The sequence below is a fragment of the Pseudescherichia sp. genome (assembly GCF_031979925.1).
In the GTDB taxonomy this organism is placed as follows: domain Bacteria; phylum Pseudomonadota; class Gammaproteobacteria; order Enterobacterales; family Enterobacteriaceae; genus Pseudescherichia.
Window position 1 is genome coordinate 99,380 of the sequence record NZ_DALZFB010000012.1, and the last position, 18,102, is coordinate 117,481.

At 57.3% G+C, this 18,102-nt stretch carries 18 protein-coding genes; 7 read left to right on the plus strand and 11 right to left on the minus strand.

Going from position 1 to position 18,102, the window contains the following annotated elements; all coding sequences use genetic code 11:
- Nucleotides 1-2 precede the first annotated feature (2 nt).
- The 5 genes from gudP to syd form a co-directional block, all read right to left on the minus strand.
- A complete protein-coding gene (gudP, locus tag RTM13_RS17625; RefSeq protein ID WP_312213734.1) occupies nt 3-1,355 on the minus strand; it encodes a galactarate/glucarate/glycerate transporter GudP in 1,353 nt (450 codons plus the stop codon).
- A 333-nt stretch (nt 1,356-1,688) separates the two neighbouring features.
- Nucleotides 1,689-2,138, minus strand: coding sequence for a flavodoxin (locus RTM13_RS17630; RefSeq protein ID WP_312213736.1), 450 nt, complete (start codon nt 2,136-2,138; stop codon nt 1,689-1,691).
- A 3-nt stretch (nt 2,139-2,141) separates the two neighbouring features.
- Complete coding sequence (gene truC, locus RTM13_RS17635; RefSeq protein ID WP_312213738.1) at nt 2,142-2,936, minus strand: tRNA pseudouridine(65) synthase TruC; 795 nt, start codon at nt 2,934-2,936, stop codon at nt 2,142-2,144.
- Nucleotides 2,936-3,265: a YqcC family protein gene (locus RTM13_RS17640; protein ID WP_312213740.1), complete on the minus strand. Its 330-nt coding sequence runs from the start codon at nt 3,263-3,265 to the stop codon at nt 2,936-2,938. The genes truC and RTM13_RS17640 overlap by 1 nt, the downstream gene beginning before the upstream one ends.
- 632 nt (nt 3,266-3,897) lie before the next feature.
- Nucleotides 3,898-4,443: a SecY-interacting protein gene (syd, locus tag RTM13_RS17645; protein WP_312213742.1), complete on the minus strand. Its 546-nt coding sequence runs from the start codon at nt 4,441-4,443 to the stop codon at nt 3,898-3,900.
- A 69-nt stretch (nt 4,444-4,512) separates the two neighbouring features.
- Here syd and queF point away from each other — a divergent pair, with 69 nt between their 5' ends.
- From queF to xni, 5 genes are all read left to right on the plus strand, one after another.
- Nucleotides 4,513-5,361, plus strand: coding sequence for an NADPH-dependent 7-cyano-7-deazaguanine reductase QueF (gene queF, locus RTM13_RS17650; RefSeq protein WP_312213744.1), 849 nt, complete (start codon nt 4,513-4,515; stop codon nt 5,359-5,361).
- Nucleotides 5,362-5,488: 127 nt separating this feature from the next.
- Nucleotides 5,489-6,853: a nucleotide 5'-monophosphate nucleosidase PpnN gene (gene ppnN / locus RTM13_RS17655; RefSeq protein WP_312213746.1), complete on the plus strand. Its 1,365-nt coding sequence runs from the start codon at nt 5,489-5,491 to the stop codon at nt 6,851-6,853.
- 495 nt (nt 6,854-7,348) lie between these two features.
- Nucleotides 7,349-8,659 (plus strand): HAAAP family serine/threonine permease, encoded by a 1,311-nt coding sequence (locus RTM13_RS17660; protein ID WP_312213748.1) that lies wholly within the window; start codon nt 7,349-7,351, stop codon nt 8,657-8,659.
- Nucleotides 8,660-8,718: 59 nt separating this feature from the next.
- Nucleotides 8,719-10,086, plus strand: a complete 1,368-nt coding sequence (locus tag RTM13_RS17665) for an L-serine ammonia-lyase (RefSeq protein WP_312213750.1) — start codon at nt 8,719-8,721, stop codon at nt 10,084-10,086.
- A 75-nt stretch (nt 10,087-10,161) separates the two neighbouring features.
- Nucleotides 10,162-10,914: a flap endonuclease Xni gene (xni, locus tag RTM13_RS17670; protein ID WP_312213752.1), complete on the plus strand. Its 753-nt coding sequence runs from the start codon at nt 10,162-10,164 to the stop codon at nt 10,912-10,914.
- Nucleotides 10,915-10,958: 44 nt separating this feature from the next.
- Here xni and rlmM read toward each other — a convergent pair whose 3' ends face one another.
- From rlmM to RTM13_RS17690, 4 genes are all read right to left on the minus strand, one after another.
- The gene (rlmM, locus tag RTM13_RS17675; protein ID WP_312213754.1) at nt 10,959-12,059 is read right to left on the minus strand and encodes a 23S rRNA (cytidine(2498)-2'-O)-methyltransferase RlmM; all 1,101 of its coding nucleotides are present in this window, start codon (nt 12,057-12,059) and stop codon (nt 10,959-10,961) included.
- Nucleotides 12,052-12,447 (minus strand): DUF423 domain-containing protein, encoded by a 396-nt coding sequence (locus RTM13_RS17680; RefSeq protein ID WP_312213756.1) that lies wholly within the window; start codon nt 12,445-12,447, stop codon nt 12,052-12,054. The genes rlmM and RTM13_RS17680 overlap by 8 nt, the downstream gene beginning before the upstream one ends.
- A gap of 43 nt (nt 12,448-12,490) precedes the next feature.
- The gene (gene gcvA, locus RTM13_RS17685; protein ID WP_312213758.1) at nt 12,491-13,405 is read right to left on the minus strand and encodes a glycine cleavage system transcriptional regulator GcvA; all 915 of its coding nucleotides are present in this window, start codon (nt 13,403-13,405) and stop codon (nt 12,491-12,493) included.
- Nucleotides 13,406-13,784: 379 nt separating this feature from the next.
- Entirely contained in the window at nt 13,785-14,012 is a 228-nt protein-coding gene (locus RTM13_RS17690; RefSeq protein WP_042387893.1) for a YgdI/YgdR family lipoprotein, read from the minus strand.
- Between the two features lie 192 nt (nt 14,013-14,204).
- Between RTM13_RS17690 and csdA the strand changes: the two genes are divergently transcribed.
- Together csdA and csdE are read left to right on the plus strand one after the other, a co-directional pair.
- Nucleotides 14,205-15,410 (plus strand): cysteine desulfurase CsdA, encoded by a 1,206-nt coding sequence (gene csdA / locus RTM13_RS17695; RefSeq protein WP_312213760.1) that lies wholly within the window; start codon nt 14,205-14,207, stop codon nt 15,408-15,410.
- Nucleotides 15,410-15,853, plus strand: coding sequence for a cysteine desulfurase sulfur acceptor subunit CsdE (gene csdE, locus RTM13_RS17700; protein WP_312213761.1), 444 nt, complete (start codon nt 15,410-15,412; stop codon nt 15,851-15,853). Before csdA ends, csdE begins: the two co-directional genes overlap by 1 nt.
- Before the next feature lie 39 nt (nt 15,854-15,892).
- Here the strand turns inward: csdE and tcdA are convergent, their stop codons facing one another.
- Complete coding sequence (gene tcdA / locus RTM13_RS17705; protein WP_312213763.1) at nt 15,893-16,699, minus strand: tRNA cyclic N6-threonylcarbamoyladenosine(37) synthase TcdA; 807 nt, start codon at nt 16,697-16,699, stop codon at nt 15,893-15,895.
- A gap of 41 nt (nt 16,700-16,740) precedes the next feature.
- A complete protein-coding gene (mltA, locus tag RTM13_RS17710) occupies nt 16,741-17,844 on the minus strand; it encodes a murein transglycosylase A (protein ID WP_312213765.1) in 1,104 nt (367 codons plus the stop codon).
- Nucleotides 17,845-18,102: the final 258 nt, after the last annotated feature.

The window sequence follows — 18,102 nt, forward strand, 5'->3', positions numbered from 1 at the left end:
TATTAGCGTCCTGTCACAGGTTTCAGTTCGACACGTTTGATATCGCCCACGATGACCAGATAGCTGAGTACCGCGACCAGGGCATGGACACCGACGTAGATCAGTGCACCGTTAAAGGAGCCGGTGGTGCCGACGATGTAGCCGATGGCGATCGGGGTAACGATCCCGGACACGTTGCCGAACATGTTGAACAGACCGCCGGAGAGGCCGCTAATCTCTTTCGGCGCGGTGTCGGCCATAACGGCCCAGCCCAGCGCGCCGATACCTTTGCCGAAGAAGGCCATCGCCATAAAGCCAATGATCATCCACTCTGCGTCAACATAGTTACAGAAGACCATCACCATCGAGAGCAGCATACCCAGCACGATAGGCGTTTTACGGGCGATATTCAGCGAGCCGGTACGACGCATCAGCCAGTCGGAGATAATGCCGCCCAGCACGCCGCCGGCGAAGCCGCAGATGGCCGGGACGGAGGCGACAAAGCCCGCTTTCAGAATCGACATACCGCGTGCCTGCACCAGATAAACCGGGAACCAGGTGATAAAGAAGTAGGTCAGGGCGTTGATGCAGTACTGGCCGATATAAACACCGATCATCATGCGCGAGTTAAGCAGCTGCTTAATCTGGGCCCACTTGACGCTGAACGGCACTTTCACTTTGGTGCCCGGCTGATCCATGTTAATCAGCCCGCCGCCTTCGGCGATGTACTCCAGCTCTTTCTTGTTCACGCCAGGGTGCTGATTCGGCTCGTGGATCACCTTCAGCCAGACAAAGCTGATGACAATGCCGAGTCCGCCCATGAAGAAGAAGACATGTGACCAGCCCACCTCGTGGGTCAGCCAGCCCATGATCGGGGCGAAGATAACGGTGGCAAAGTACTGAGCGGAGTTAAAGATGGCGACCGCTGTGCCCCTCTCCTGCGCCGGGAACCAGGCCGCCACGATGCGGCTGTTGCCGGGGAAGGATGGCGCTTCCGCTAAGCCCACCAGGAAGCGCAGGGTGAAGAGCGCAACGATGATGCCGAAGCCGCTGAAGATATCCACGAAGCCCTGCAGCAGGGTAAACAGTGACCAGATGAAGATTGACCAGAAGTAGACGCGTTTTGAACCAAAGCGGTCAAGCAGCCAGCCGCCCGGTATTTGGCCGATAACATAGGCCCATGAAAATGCAGAGAAAACATACCCCATGCCAACAGCATCGAGACCGATATCTTTTGCCATTTCGGAGCCGGCAATAGACAGCGTCGCGCGGTCACCATAGTTGAAGGACGTGACGATAAACAGCATCACCACTATCCAGTAGCGGGCGTTAGTACGCTTTTCGGCGCTGCTCGCTGCGTGGCTTAATGAACTCATTATTGCACTCCTGAATTATAGCGTTGAGCTACATTCATTCTGAAAAGCACAACCTGTAGGGAGATCAGAATGACGTACTGGTGTTTTATTGCAGCATCTGTGCAGCGGCTCGTTATCACCCTGCGTACTGCGTTTTAATAACTGGCGAGAAAAGTATATGAAGCAGCCAGATTCGGCTCACCGTGCAAGCACACAACATTCAGGATGCTTATCACTCTGCTTTGGGGCAAAGGCACAAGCCGATGGGGGGAAGTTCACGGAATTGAAAAGCGTCAGGGATAAAAAGAGGAAAAAGGATGATAGCCCTCCCCTGGCGGGAGGGCTAAATGGAATCTATTTTAGCAGCGTTCCCCACTGCTCAACCCACGGGTTCGACTCCGTCTCTGGCTCAGGATGCTCGCTGGCGTCAATAAGCAGAACCTCACCGACGCGCTGCGCCTGCTGCTCTGCAAGCAGCTCGGCAAACCGCTTCCCGCCGCCGCAGAAGTGGCTGTAGGTGCTGTCTCCCAGCGCAATCACGCCGTAGCGCAGGTTGGGCTGATAGCCGAGCGAGTCGCGGATCCCCTGATAGAGCGGCGCGATGTTATCCGGCAGATCGCCCTGCCCCGTCGTGGAGGTGACCACCAGCACGGTCTTGTCCTGGTAATAGGCCCAGTCCGCCAGCGTCCCGTCCTCAAAGACCTTAACCTTATGCCCCTGTCCGGTCAGCAGCGTCTCCGCCTCTTCGGCCACCAGCAATGAGTTGCCATACATGGTGCCAACAAAAATACCAATCTCTGCCATTTTTCACTCCCTGGTTGCTACCTGATACGTCTCATCCTGGCCGCTGTCCGGCACAAACTCAACCCTTTCATGCATCGGGAGAAGGCCGCGCCAGCCAAACTGGGTTAACGCCTGCATCCAGACATCGTCCAGCCCGGCGCGCAGGGTTAACGGCTCGTCGGTAAAGGGGTGGATGAACGACAGCTCACTGGCGTGCAGCATCAGCCGGTTCATGCCAAAGTGCGCCGCCGCGCTGCGGTTCTGGCGCAGATCGCCATGCTTGCTGTCGCCGATAATCGGGTGGCGCAGGTGGGCAAGGTGGCGACGCAGCTGGTGCTTGCGCCCGGTTTGCGGATCGAGTTCTACCAGCCCGTAGCGGGTGGTCGGAAACTTGCTGATGGCAACCGGCAGCTCAACGGTAGCCAGCCCGCGGTAGCGGGTCACCGCCGGCTGCGGCTCTTTGTCAGCCCGGGCGAACTTATCGGCAATCTTATCCAGCTCCTCCACCAGCGGGTAGTCCAGCGTTGCGGCGTCCGTCAGCCAGCCGCGGACAATCGCATGGTAGCGCTTCTGAATCTGATGTTGCTCGAACTGCTGGGAGAGCCGCCGCCCCGCCTCGCTGGATAGCCCCATCAGCAGCACGCCGGAGGTGGGCCGATCCAGGCGGTGGGCAGTAAAGACGTGCTGACCAATCTGGTCGCGCACGGTCTGCATCACCACCACTTTTTCATCGCGGTCGAGCCAGCTACGGTGTACCAGCCAGCCGGAGGGTTTGTTCACCGCCACCAGCCACTCATCCTGATAGATAATCTCCAGCATCAGGCGTCGCTACCGGCAAAGAGCGCGTCGAGGCGTTGCAGATGCACAAGGACGACATCACGCAGCGGATCGCTGGCGTCGAGCGCCATCTCATAGTAGGGGGTAACGGCAAAAGCCTGCGGCAGCGGCTGACCGCTGTCCAGCAGAGCGTGCATACGCGGGATCAGCACCCACTGCAGCCACTCCAGCGGCGCAAGCGTATCCAGGCAGAAGGGCTGGGTACTGGCAAACGCGCTGCTCTCTGGGGCAACGCCCTGCCAGGCATTTTTTTCACGCAGCAGCGCCTCAATGGCGTGCAGCTGCTCGCGTACGCTGATATGAAGGGACATAGAAACCTCGAATGACGATCGAACTGGCGCGCAGAATAGCATTGCGGGGAGAGAAATAAAAAAAGGGAGCACTGTATACACAGTGCTCCCGGTTCGTTTAGCAGCAGTCCGGCTACCTTGGTGCTCCCTGCTCATCCATGAAAACTTTTCCTGCGGTCTCCTGACCTGTTCATCCGTAAACCGTGCTGCCTGCTCGCATCGCCCGATACGACACGCTTAATCCATAAAGCGGCTTCCAAATCGTCCTGATCCACCGGATATCCTGCCCGGCTCACATTCTCCTTCCTGGAGGTGTCCTTTAACGCGCTCCGGCGTTATCCTCTCTGCTTCATCCTGAAGCCTTCCCTGTAATACCTTCCCGGTATGTCCTGAGTCGGAAGCGACATCATCCTGACGTTCACTTCGTACGCAACATCCTGTCGACACAGATAGAATCGGACTTTCCGCTTCGCCTTGCAAGGATGCCATAAGACTTTAGTACCGATTAATTTGCGTTAAATATTGCTCAATTTTTAGTAAATAACTGATTTAAAATTGCTTTATCGTTTTTACATATTAAAAATATTTTTTAACAAAATGGCAATATCTTACAGCCGTGTAAGAGATATCTCACAAAGTAATAGCGGATTGGATTACATAACCGGCTCAAGCTGGTTGAGGAATGATGCTACTGAAGGGGCAAGCACGGTGCGTTGGCGAGTACCCAGCGTCTCTTTCACCACCTCACCGGTCAAGTTACAGATTGAGATGACGTCAAGTTCGCTGTCAAGCGTGGCGATAAAAAGCGTTGGTGAAAGCTTTAGCCGCTTTTGCGTCACCAAATGACCGATGAGATTCTCCTGAACACGCAGGAAATCGTCTGCACTCCAGGTTTGCAGGAGCGTCAGCGTCTCATTATCGAATCGTGCCAGCATATCACCGGCGAACTGTGTGGAATAGAAGCTATGAACTGCAGGTTGTATCACAATATCTAATGCTCGTTCAACAGCGTTTACATTCGGCTCTGCATCAAAAGGCTGAGGCTGCCAGATCACCCGGTCATTGAGGGAGGAGATCACGCAGGGCGACGGCACGCCGTAAAGCGCCTCGCTCTGCGGCCAGCTATTGTGCGTTTCGTGCCAGGCGTCGCAGTAGCGTGCGGTAAAAGCCTTCAGGGCATGGGATGTCTCTTGGTCCACCGGTTCCTCTCTTCACTCAGCCAGGATAAACTTAAGGCTGAGAGTTTACCTGCAAAACGGCGATGAAACATGTCTTCTTCTTATGATAACCACCAGGCGCTGGCTGGCCTGACCCTGGGTAAAACGACCCGCTACCAGGATATTTACGATGCGACTCTGCTGCAGGGCGTTCCCCGCAGCCTGAATCGCGATCCCCTTGGCCTGCACGCCGGTAGCCTGCCTTTTCACGGCGGCGACATCTGGACGCTCTATGAGCTGTCATGGCTCAATGCCAACGGCCTGCCGCAGGTGGCGGTGGGCCATGTCGAGCTGGACTACGCCAGCGTTAACCTGGTAGAGTCAAAAAGCTTTAAGCTCTATCTGAACAGCTTTAACCAGACGCGCTTTAGCTGCTGGGAAGAGGTCCGCGCCACGCTGGAGCGGGATCTCAGCGCCTGCGCGCAGGGCAAGGTGAGCGTGATGCTCTATCCGCTGGATGAGATCGAAGGCCAGCCGATCGCCCATTTTAACGGCAAGTGCATTGATAATCAGGATATCGCGATCGATGACTACCAGTTCAATGCTGATTACCTGCAAAACGCCGCCGCTGGCAGCGTGGTGGAGGAGACGCTGGTCAGCCACCTGCTGAAGTCCAACTGCCTGATCACCCACCAGCCGGACTGGGGTTCAGTCCAGATTCAGTATCGCGGGCCGCAGATCGATCGCGAGAAGCTTCTGCGCTATCTGGTCTCCTTCCGCCATCATAACGAGTTTCACGAGCAGTGCGTGGAGCGCATCTTTAACGATCTGCTGCGCTTCTGCCAGCCGGAGACACTGAGCGTCTACGCTCGCTACACCCGTCGCGGTGGCCTGGATATCAACCCATGGCGTAGCAACACTGACTTCCAGCCTGCTACGGGGCGTCTGGTACGTCAGTAACGGCGGCAAAAAGTACGATTTTTTACTGATTTGCGCGGTGGATTCCGCGCCTGAGGTTGTTAAACGTCATATGCCAGGGCTATTGTAATCACAGGGAGCGGCGATCTTCGCCCCATAAGGAGTTCACTTGATTACACATATTAGCCCGCTAGGCTCAATGGATCTGTTGTCGCAGCTGGAAGTCGATATGCTCAAAAGCTCGGCCAGCAGCGACCTTTACCAACTGTTTCGTAACTGTTCACTTGCCGTTCTAAACTCAGGAAGCCAGACCGACAGCAGTAAAGAGCTACTGTCCCGCTTCGAGAATTTTGATATCAATGTGTTACGCCGTGAACGTGGCGTAAAGCTGGAGCTGATCAACCCGCCGGAAGAGGCGTTCGTTGACGGGCGTATTATCCGCTCGCTCCAGGCTAACCTCTTTGCCGTGCTGCGCGATATCCTGTTCGTTAACGGACAGATCCACAACGCCGGACGCTTTCAGCACCTTAACCTTGAAAGCTCTACCCACATTAGCAACCTGGTGTTCTCGATCCTGCGCAACGCCCGGGCGCTGCACGTGGGCGAAGCGCCTAATATGGTGGTGTGCTGGGGCGGCCACTCGATCAACGAGACTGAGTATCTCTATGCCCGCCGCGTCGGAACCCAGCTGGGGCTGCGCGAGCTGAATATCTGCACCGGCTGTGGGCCAGGAGCGATGGAAGCGCCAATGAAGGGTGCCGCAGTGGGGCACGCCCAGCAGCGTTATAAAGAGGGACGCTTTATCGGCATGACCGAACCGTCCATCATCGCCGCCGAGCCGCCTAACCCGCTGGTCAACGAGCTGGTGATCATGCCGGATATCGAGAAGCGTCTGGAAGCCTTCGTGCGTATCGCCCACGGGATTATCATCTTCCCCGGCGGCGTGGGTACGGCGGAGGAGCTGCTCTATTTGCTCGGCATTCTGATGAACCCAGCCAACCAGCATCAGGTGCTGCCGCTGATCCTCACCGGGCCAAAACAGAGCGCCGACTACTTCCGCGTGCTGGACGAATTTATCACCCATACCCTCGGCGAGTCGGCCCGCCGCTACTACCGCATCATCATTGACGATGCGCCGGAAGTGGCGCGCCAGATGAAAAAAGCGATGCCGCTGGTGAAAGAGCACCGCCGCAATACCGGAGATGCCTACAGCTTCAACTGGTCTATCCGTATTGCGTCGGATCTGCAGATGCCCTTCGAGCCGACCCACGAGAACATGGCCAACCTTCAGCTCTATCCGGATCGGCCGGTCGAGGTGCTGGCGGCGGATCTGCGTCGGGCCTTCTCCGGGATTGTGGCGGGTAACGTCAAAGAGGTGGGTATTCGCGCTATCGAAGCCGCCGGACCGTATAAGATCCACGGCGACCGGGCGATGATGCGCCGGATGGACGATCTGCTGCAGGGCTTTGTTGCTCAGCACCGTATGAAACTGCCAGGCTCGGCCTATATCCCCTGCTACGAAATTTGTGCCTGAGTCTTCTGTCATGCCGGGTGGCGCTGCGCTTACCCGGCCTACCCAACCTATACGCCAGACTTATATCTCTGAACTTCCCCCTCGATAGGCAATCGATTGCCTATAAAACACCCCCCGTTATTTATGCAGAAAAGTTTTGCTTAAATCTGATAAAACGCTGCTATCTGCGTCTTTTACCGTGTGATTATCGTATTTCACGTCTGCCGCTTTGATCGCTAATCCTGGCGATGGTAGCCTTCGCCACCATAAATCTCCCAATGCGCTTTTTTAGCAGCGTGTTGGTCTAAACCTATCCACATAGAAAGTGGATTATTGCATTTGAGATCGCGATCACTGTCAGAGTCATAACATAAATGTATCTTGCCGCCGCAAAATGTAACGAAGAAAAACTATTCCAATACGTTACTTCCCGAATTTCATATTACCGTCAGGCGCTTTTTCATTGGTTTTGACTAAGCGCCTGACATTTAGCTTTTAAAGTAAATGGAGATAGAGATGGAAACCACGCAAACCAGCACCATTGTTTCGCAGGAAACGCGAAGCTCGTGGCGTAAGAGCGATACCATGTGGATGCTGGGCCTGTACGGCACGGCGATTGGCGCAGGGGTCCTGTTCCTGCCGATTAACGCCGGCGTCGGCGGCATGATCCCCCTGATCATCATGGCGATTATCGCCTTCCCGATGACCTTCTTTGCCCACCGCGGCCTGACCCGCTTCGTGCTGTCAGGGAAAAACCCAGGGGAAGACATCACCGAAGTGGTGGAAGAGCACTTTGGCGTGGGGGCCGGTAAGGTCATCACCCTGCTCTACTTCTTTGCTATCTACCCGATCCTGCTGGTCTACAGCGTGGCGATCACCAACACCGTTGACAGCTTCCTGACCCACCAGTTGGGCATGGTCTCGCCACCGCGCGTCGTGCTCTCACTGATCCTAATCGTTGGCATGATGACCATCGTACGCTTCGGCGAGAAGATGATCGTGAAGGCGATGAGCATCCTGGTGTTCCCATTCGTCATTGCCCTGATGCTGCTGGCGGTTTACCTGATCCCGCAGTGGAACGGCGCAGCGTTGGAGACCCTCTCCTTTGAGTCTGCCGCTAATACCGGTCAGGGCCTGTGGATGACCCTGTGGCTGGCAATTCCGGTTATGGTCTTCTCCTTCAACCACTCGCCGATCATCTCCTCCTTCGCCGTTGCCAAGCGCGAAGAGTATGGCGATGACGCAGAGAAAAAGTGCTCCCGCATCCTCTCTTACGCCCACATCATGATGGTGCTGACGGTGATGTTCTTCGTCTTCAGCTGTGTGCTGAGCCTGGCCCCAGCCGACCTGGTGTCCGCGAAAGAGCAGAACATCTCTATCCTCTCTTACCTGGCTAACCACTTCCATGCTCCGGTGATTGAGTGGATGGCACCGATTATCGCCATGGTCGCGATTACCAAATCCTTCCTCGGCCACTACCTGGGCGCGCGCGAAGGCTTTAACGGCATGGTCATTAAGTCCCTGCGTGGCAAAGGCAAGACCATTGAGCTGAGCAAGCTGAACCGCATTACCGCGATCTTCATGCTGCTGACTACCTGGTTGGTGGCGACGCTGAACCCGAGCATCCTCGGCCTGATCGAGACCCTCGGTGGTCCGGTTATCGCGATGATCCTGTTCCTGATGCCGATGTATGCCATTCAGAAAGTACCGGCCATGCGTAAATACAGCGGCCATATCAGCAACGCGTTTGTGGTGGTGATGGGCCTGATCGCTATCTCCGCTATCTTCTACTCGCTGTATCAGCTTATCGCTTCACTGCTTCATTAATCCCCCCCTCGCCGCCCACCCGGGCGGCGAACCCAGACCAACGCCACGGACAATGCATTATGATCAGCGTATTCGATATCTTTAAAATTGGTATTGGCCCCTCCAGCTCGCACACCGTCGGGCCAATGAAAGCCGGAAAGCAGTTTACCGATGACCTCATTACGCGCGGGATCATTGCCGATACCACCCGCGTCGTAGTCGACGTGTATGGCTCGCTGTCGCTCACTGGCAAAGGCCACCATACCGATATTGCAATTATTATGGGCCTCGCAGGCAACCTGCCGGACAGCGTCGATATCGATGCTATCCCGGCATTTATTGCCGATGTGAGCGCCCGGGGCCGCCTGCCGCTGGCGAACGGCCAGCACGAAGTAGAGTTCCCTCTCGAACACTGCATGAACTTCCATGCCGACAATCTCTCTCTGCATGAAAACGGGATGCGCATCAGCGCCCTGGCGGGCGACAGGCTGCTCTACAGCCAGACCTACTACTCTATTGGCGGTGGGTTTATCGTTGATGAGGCGCATTTCGGCCAGACCAGCGACTCGCCGGTTGCCGTACCTTACCCCTATAAAAACGCAGCCGATCTGCAGCGCCACTGCCAGCAAACCGGCCTGTCCCTCTCCGGGCTGATGATGGAGAACGAGCTGGCCCTGCACAGCAAAGTGGCGCTGGAGCAGCACTTTGCCAGCGTCTGGGCGGTCATGCGCGGCGGCATCGAGCGCGGGATCACCACGGAAGGGGCGCTGCCGGGCAAGCTGCGCGTTCCGCGTCGGGCGGCAGCGCTGCGCCGGATGCTGGTGAGCAGCGATAAAACGACGACCGATCCGATGGCGGTCGTCGACTGGATCAACATGTTTGCGCTGGCGGTAAACGAAGAGAACGCCGCCGGGGGACGCGTAGTAACCGCACCCACCAACGGCGCATGCGGTATCGTGCCCGCCGTGCTGGCCTACTATGACAAGTTCATCCGCGAAGTGAACGCTAACTCGCTGGCGCGCTATCTGCTGGTGTGCAGCGCCATCGGCTCGCTCTATAAGATGAACGCATCGATATCCGGTGCAGAAGTGGGCTGCCAGGGCGAAGTGGGCGTCGCCTGCTCAATGGCGGCGGCCGGGCTGACAGAGCTGCTGGGTGGCAGTCCGGCCCAGGTCTGCATTGCGGCAGAGATTGGTATGGAGCACAACCTGGGTCTCACCTGCGATCCGGTTGCCGGTCAGGTGCAGGTTCCCTGCATTGAGCGTAACGCCATCGCCTCCGTCAAAGCGGTGAATGCCGCCCGGATGGCGCTACGTCGCACCAGCGAGCCGCGCGTCTGCCTCGACAAGGTGATCGAAACCATGTACGAAACCGGCAAGGACATGAACGCAAAATATCGCGAAACCTCCCGCGGCGGGCTGGCAATGAAAATCGTCGCCTGCGATTGATCCCCTGAGCGATGAATGGTCTCCGCCTCCCGTCAATGATACCCTTAGCCGGTCTGTCATTGCCGGGAGGCTCATGTGGCCGTTCATCTGCTTATCGTTGATGCGCTTAACCTTATTCGCCGTATTCATGCCGTACAGGGTTCGCCCTGCGTGGATGCCTGCTCGCACGCTCTGGGGCAGCTGATTGTTCACAGCCAGCCAACCCATGCGGTCGCGGTATTCGATGACGAGGCCCGCAGCAGCGGCTGGCGGCACCAGAAGCTCCCGGACTACAAGACAGGCCGCCCGCCGATGCCCGATACCCTGCACGGTGAAATGCCTGCTCTGCGCGCTGCGTTTGAACAGCGCGGCGTGCGCTGCTGGATCTCCGAAGGCAACGAGGCGGACGATCTCGCCGCCACGCTGGCGGTGAAGGTGGCCCAGGCGGGACATCAGGCTACTATCGTCTCAACTGACAAAGGCTATTGCCAGCTTCTCTCTCCTACCCTGCGCATTCGCGACTACTTCCAGAAGCGCTGGCTGGATGCTCCCTTTATTGAGAGCGAGTTTGGCGTCCTGCCGGAGCAGCTAACGGATTTCTGGGGGCTTGCGGGCATCAGCAGCTCGAAAATACCCGGCGTCGCGGGGATTGGCCAGAAGAGCGCCGCCCAGCTGCTGACGCAGTTTCAAACTTTGGAAGGGATCTATGCCCATCTGAATGACGTGCCGGAGAAGTGGCGCAGCAAGCTGGAGGCGCACCGGGAGATGGCGTTTATCTGCCGCGAGGTGGCAAAACTCCAGACGGATCTGCACCTCGACGGCAACTTACAGCAGCTAAGGTTAACGTAACCGCCCGGTGGCGCTGCGCTTACCGGGCCTACAAAACCAATAACCTAACGCTCGTCGCGACGGCCACCCACGGCCGCCCACCAGCGGCGAACGTGCACCGTCACCTCTTCGCGGTCGTGATAGAGCTGACGAGCCTGGATCTGGGCGTTAATACCGTTCTCCTCCAGCTGCTGCTGGATGTACGCCAGGTTGTTCGATACTTCCTCATAGCGCTTCTTCATCGGTAGCTTGAGGTTGAAGATAGCCTCCCGACACCAGCCGTTCACCAGCCACTGGGCCATCAGCGCCGCCACCTTGGCGGGCTTCTCCACCATATCGCACACCAGCCAGGTAATGTTGCTGCGCGTCGGGCGATACTTAAAGCCATCCTCCCGCAGCCAGGTCACCTGCCCGGTATCCATCAGGCTCTGCGCCATCGGGCCGTTATCCACCGACGCGACCCACATGTTGCGCTTCACCAGCTGATAGGTCCAGCCGCCAGGGCAGGCACCCAGATCGACAGCGTGCATACCGTTCGCCAGACGTTCATCCCACTCGTCCGCCGGGATAAAGACGTGGAAAGCCTCTTCCAGCTTCAGCGTAGAGCGGCTCGGCGCATCGGCCGGGAACTTCAGCCGCGGAATGCCCATGTAGAACGGCGAGTTGTTGGTTGAGTACGAGTAGCCGGTATAGCAGCAGCCAGGGGCGATAAAGAAGACGTGCACCACCGGGCGCTTGGCGGTTTCGTAGCTGGTGAGGATCTTCGCCTCGCGCAGCGCAGCGCGCAGCGGCACGGTGAACTTGCGGCAGAACTTCATCAGCTCTTTGCTTTCGTTGGTATCGGCAACCTCAACACGCAGCTCGCCGCCCTTCTCTACTACGCCCTGCAGCATGCCAACAATCGGCGTGATGCGATCTTCCGGCGGCAGATCCTGCAGCAGTTCGCCAACCACAAACATCTGGCGGACAAAAATCAGCGAGCTAAAGGGCAGATCGCGTGCCAGCTTGTCGGCCTCTTCCGGCTGGTAGCACTCAAAAATCACATACCCGGCGTTCTCTTTGACGCGGGCAAAGCCGAACACGTTCAGCCGTCCGGCCTTATCGGTAATCTCTGCGGCGCACTCTTTTTCAAATCCGGGGCGACACAACAATACAAGCTTATTCATGACCAGGGCCTTTACGTTTCAGACGAATTGCGCCAATTAACATTAATACCCAGCCGGTAAGGAAGCTGACGCCGCCGACCGGGGTGACAAACGCCCACAGGCGCAGATGCGACAGCGCAAGGCAATAAAGGCTCCCGCTGAACAGTACCGTACCCAGCGCCAGGAAGACGCTGCTCCAGTAGAACCAGATGCTGATCCGGCGCTGCATCGCGACTGCCAGGCCCAGCACTGCCAGGGTATGGAACGCCTGGTACTCAAGACCGGTCTGGATCCAGCCCATCTCGGCAGCGCCTAACGATTTGCTTAATACGTGTGCGCCAAAGGCGCCGAGGGCCACAAAAATAAAACCGCTGATAGCGGCAAAAATCAGCATAAATCGGCTGGTCATAGTCTTACCCTAAAGTCATGCGCTAACCACGCGTCTAAATAAGTTATTGCTCATAGCGAAAGCGAAATTTTTCCTGCTCGGCTGCCGCCTTGGCCAGGATCCACTGGCGAAAGGCGGCTATTTTACCCAGTTCTGCCTGACTGTCATGACAAACCAGATAAAAGGCGTTTTTACTGACCAGCACGTCGTTAAACGGACAGGCCAGGCGCCCGGCCTCAATCTCCGACTGGGCCATCACGTTATTTGCCAGCGCAATGCCCTGGCCATGAATAGCGGCCTGTAGCACCATTGCGCTATGGCTGAAGATTGGCCCCTGCTGCACGTTAAGATTCAGGCCAAGCTGACGGGTATAGGTCTGCCAGTCGCGGCGGGAGGCGTCATGCAGCAGCGTATGCTTTGCCAGGTCCTCTGGCGTTTTTAACGGTTTGTCACCGGTAAGCAGCAGCGGTGAGCAGACCGGCAGCAGATATTCTGCGTATAATTTTTCTACACGCAAGCCTGGCCAGTTACCCCGGCCGTAAAAAATGGCCACGTCGACGTCGTCCGCCAGCTTATCAACCTCACGGTCCACGGCCTGGATTCGAACGTCAATTCCCGGATAAGCTGAGTTAAAGCTAGAGAGTCTTGGCACCAGCCACTGGATAGCGAAACTGGGCAGTAAACTGACGGTTAACGCCCCTTTTGCGCTGCGCGACTGAAGCTTACGCGTGGCCTCGGTGAGCTGAGAAAAAATCTCTTTGATATCCTGAAAATAGCTCTGCCCCTCTTCCGTCAGCAGCAACGATCGGTTGCGGCGGCGGAACAGCTTGAGTCCAAGGAAATCCTCAAGGGACTTGATCTGGTGGCTTACTGCGGCCTGCGTCACAAAAAGCTCATCGGCGGCGCGAGTAAAACTTAAATGACGGGCGGCAGCATCAAAAACACGTAATGCATTTAGGGGCGGTAATCGCTTAGACATGGGTTATTTTGGCTTAGGTGTTAAATCATTTTAACAAACAGGAAACAACAGGTTACCTATTAGTTTTTTTTATCTGAGCCATTATAAATTGTCCGTTGAGGAACTACCAGCAAATACCTATAGTGGCGGCACTTCCTGAGCCGGAACGAAAAGCTTTTTTTGGAATGCGTGTTCTGATGGGCTTTTGGCTTACGGTTGTGATGTTGTGTTGTTGTGTTTGCATTTGGTCTGCGCTTCAGACCACGGTAGTAAAACTACCCTATTTCACTTCCTGTACATTTACCCTGTCTGTCCATAGTGATTAATGTAGCACCGCGAATTGCGGTGCTTTTTTTTAGGCTATTTTCAGTAGCTTAAATTTCAGTAGCTTAACCAGAGATTATTTCTCCAGCGCGACCATCTCTTTCACGTCGCTGCGGTTAATCTGCTGTTTATTACCATTCGCATCTTTGTACGAAATCATTCCGGTCTGATCGTCAGTCTTCGGCTTACCGTCGGAAACGATAGTACGACCGTCGTTGGTATGCATGACGTAGTTCGGACCAGAACAGGCGCTCAGGGCAAAAGCCAGTGTACAAGCAGAGATAATTGCGGCAGTCTTTTTCATTTTCTTCTCCTTTTAGCAATAAATGCTATTCAAACCGTTTTTCATAACAGGCTTCAATCGACACCTAACACTTATCAGCATAATCGGCTTACAAAAATTCGCCAGGATAAACAGATAATTCCGATGGTTAGCACTTTGCTTGTACATTGGTGAAAATTGCGCGACGATCCTTATATCGATATGAGGAATTCTATGAACGCTTTTAACCCGGCGCAATTTCGTGCCCAGTTCCCGGCGCTTGCCGATGCCGGTATCTATCTGGACTCTGCCGCTACGGCGCTAAAGCCCCAGGCGGTTATCGACGCGACGCAGCAGTTTTACAGCCTGAGCGCGGGCAACGTCCACCGTAGCCAGTTTGCCGAGGCTCAGCGGCTGACGGCACGCTATGAAGCGGCGCGGGATCGCGTTGCCGCCCTGCTGAACGCCCCCTCTGGCAAGAATATCGTCTGGACCCGGGGCACCACCGAAGCCATTAATATGGTCGCCCAGTGCTACGCCCGCCCGCGTCTGAAGGCGGGAGATGAGATCATCGTCAGCGTGGCCGAGCACCATGCTAACCTGGTGCCGTGGCTGATGGTGGCGGAGCAGACCGGGGCGCGCATCGTTCAGCTGCCGCTGGCGGCCAACGGCGTGCCGGACGTTGAGCAGCTCGATGAGCTGATCACCCCGCGCAGCCGCATTCTTGCCCTCGGGCAGATGTCCAACGTCACCGGCGGCTGTCCGGATCTGGCCCGAGCTATCGCCTGGGCCCACAGCGCAGGAGTGGTGGTGGTGGTCGACGGCGCGCAGGGGGCGGTGCACTTCCCCGCCGACGTCCAGAAGCTGGGCATCGATTTCTACGCCTTCTCCGGCCACAAGCTGTATGGCCCGACCGGTATCGGCGTACTCTACGGCAAGGCCAGCCTGCTGGACGAGATGTCGCCCTGGCTGGGCGGCGGCAAAATGATCGCTGAGGTCAACTTCGACGGCTTCACGACCCAGCCCGTACCCTACAGGCTGGAGGCGGGTACGCCGAACGTTGCTGGCGTGATAGGTCTCTGCGCCGCGCTGGAGTGGCTGGAGGGGTTTGATATCGTGCAGGCCGAGAGCTATAGCCGTGGTCTGGCAACCCTGGCCGAAGAGGCGCTGGCTCAGCGACCAGGTTTCCGCTCGTTCCGCTGCCAGGACTCCAGCCTGCTGGCGTTTGATTTTGCCGGGGTGCACCACAGCGATATGGTCACCCTGCTGGCGGAGTATGGCATCGCCCTGCGCGCCGGGCAGCACTGCGCCCAGCCGCTGCTGGCAGCCCTTGGGGTGAGCGGGACGCTGCGCGCCTCGTTTGCCCCCTACAACACGAAAGCGGACGTCGACGCGCTGGTTAACGCCGTCGATCGCGCCCTTGAGATACTGGTGGATTAATGACTAGCCCTGCTTTTGCCGGACACCCGTTTGGCACCGCCGTCACCGAAGAGACGCTAAGAAAGACCTTTGCCTCGCTGACCCAGTGGGAGGATAAGTATCGCCAGCTGATTATGCTCGGCAAGCAGCTGCCGCCCCTGTCGGAAGAGCTGAAGGCGCAGGCCCAGGAGATCCCTGGCTGCGAGAATCGGGTCTGGCTCGGCCATACGCGCACGGCGACGGGAAAAATACACTTTTTCGGTGATAGCGAGGGGCGCATCGTGCGTGGCCTGCTGGCGGTGCTGCTGACGGCCGTCGAGGGAAAAAGTGCCGAGGCGCTGCTGGGTAGCGATCCGCTGGCGCTGTTTGATGAGCTGGGCCTGCGCGCCCAGCTGAGCGCCTCGCGCAACCAGGGCCTGACGGCGCTGAGCGAGGCGGTGCTTGAGGCGGCGCGTCGAGTGTGAAAACGCCGGGTGGCGGCTTCGCCTTACCCGGCCTACGCACTACGAAGTCCGAGCCGCCCTGGCCATCATCTTCTTCAGCGCGTGGGAGACCGCCACGAAGCCAAAGGTGGCGGTGACCATGGTCGCCGCGCCGAAGCCGGACGCGCAGTCCATCCGTTTTGGCCCCTCCGCCGTGCTTTTCATAGCGCACACCGTGCCGTCCGCCTGCGGGTAGACCAGCGCCTCGGTAGAGAAGACGCAGTCTACGCCCAGCTTACCTTTGCTGTTCTTCACCACGCCAAAGTCGCTTTTCAGCCGCTCGCGTAGCTTGGCCGCCAGCGGATCCTGAATCGTCTTCGCCAGATCGCTAACCTGAATCTGCGTCGGATCGATCTGCCCGCCCGCGCCGCCAGTGGTCACCAGCGGAATTTTATACCGGCGACAGTAGGCGATCAGCGCCGCTTTGGGCCGCACGCTGTCGATCGCGTCGATGACGTAGGTGAAGTCCTTGTTCAGCAGCGTCGCCACGTTGTCGGCGGTGACAAAGTCATCCACTACCGTCACCAGGCATTCGGGGTTGATCTGGCGGATACGGTCCGCCATCACCTCGGCCTTGGCCAGCCCGACGCTGTCGCGCAGGGCGTGGATCTGCCGGTTGGTGTTGGTCACGCAGACGTCGTCCATGTCGATCAGCGTGATCGCGCCGATCCCGGTACGAGCCAGCGCTTCTGCGGCCCAAGAGCCGACGCCGCCGATGCCGACCACGCAGATATGCGCGCGGGCAAACAGCGCCAGCGCATCTTCACCATACAACCGCGCCGTGCCGCCAAAACGCTGACGCCAGGCATCGCTGATTACCACAGACATAAGACCTCAGATATATAAATTGGGCGCGCAGATTAGCATACTCAGCCGCTAAAGACGTTACCCGTTCCTGCCCCCGGCGCGTTTTTCAGTACCCATACGCGGCCGTAGTGGTTATACCATCCGGCGCGGTGCCCGGCGTCAGGACCAATCCCCTGATAGATATCAAAGTGCTGACCTTTGATTGCGCCACCCACGTCGAGAGCGACCATCAGGCGCAGCTCATACTGACCGTTGAACTTGCCGTTGTTATCCAGCAGCGGTACCTCCGCCAGCAGCGTGGTCCCCGCCGGAATAATGCTGCGGTCGGAGGCTACCGAGGCCCGGCCAATCAGCGGCACAGCGCTGGCACCTTTCACCGGCGCATAAGACTGCGGCTTGAAGAAAACAAAGGAAGGGTTCTGCTCCAGCAGCTCCTGCACCTCGGCCGGACTGTGGGTCTCCCCCCAGTGGCGGATCGCCTGCATCGACATATCCTCGCGTTTCACTTCCCCACGGTCGATCAACACCTTACCAATGCTGCGGTAGGCGTGGCCGTTTTTACCGCCGTAGCTAAAGAAGTTCAGCGGGCTACCGTCGCCAAAATCGATATAGCCGCTGCCCTGCACGTCCATAATAAAGTTATCCATCAGCGAGTTGCTGTAGGCCAGCACATAGCTGTCGCTGAGCGCACCGGAGTAGATCTCTGCCCGGGACGGCAGGCGGCCGCGTTTAGGCGGCATACGATAGATAGGATACTGGAACTCGCCCTGTCGGGTATGGCGGGCCTGTACCACCGGCGTGTAGTAGCCGGTAAACTGGACGTTACCGTAGTTATCGGTGCCGTTCATCTGCCAGGCGTCAATGCCGAACTGGCGCATGGTGCGGGTATCGCCCCCGGCGCGCAGCCACTCCTGCACCGCACTATAGACGGCGCTCTGGTTGCCGTAGAGGCGCGGCGAGGCGCTGCGGATCTGGCCAATCTGCTGGGCAAAGTCACCGCCATTGATAGGGGCACCAACCGCATCCGGCTGGTTTACCAGGGTGAAAGGCTGGGTTAATTTCCCGTCTTCATACTGCTGACCGCGATCGGTCGGTTTTGAGGAGCAGGCGGCAAGCAAAGCCAGCGCTGCGCCCGTTAGGAGATACTTCGACCAACGTCCTTTCATTGTTTCTCGTCTTTTGGTTAACCAGGGTGCGTGATGAAGATAACAAACCAGTTTCGCTAATGAAATGCGAAATAGGGGACTTAAGGGCAATTACGTTCAAAAAACGCGCATTTTGTGCCATTTTTATGCGGATGCTTTCATTATTTAACAATTTTTTCGAAAAAGGGTTGCGTCAAAGAGCGAGCGGAGTATAGTGCGCTTCCACGGACGCGGGGTGGAGCAGCCTGGTAGCTCGTCGGGCTCATAACCCGAAGGTCG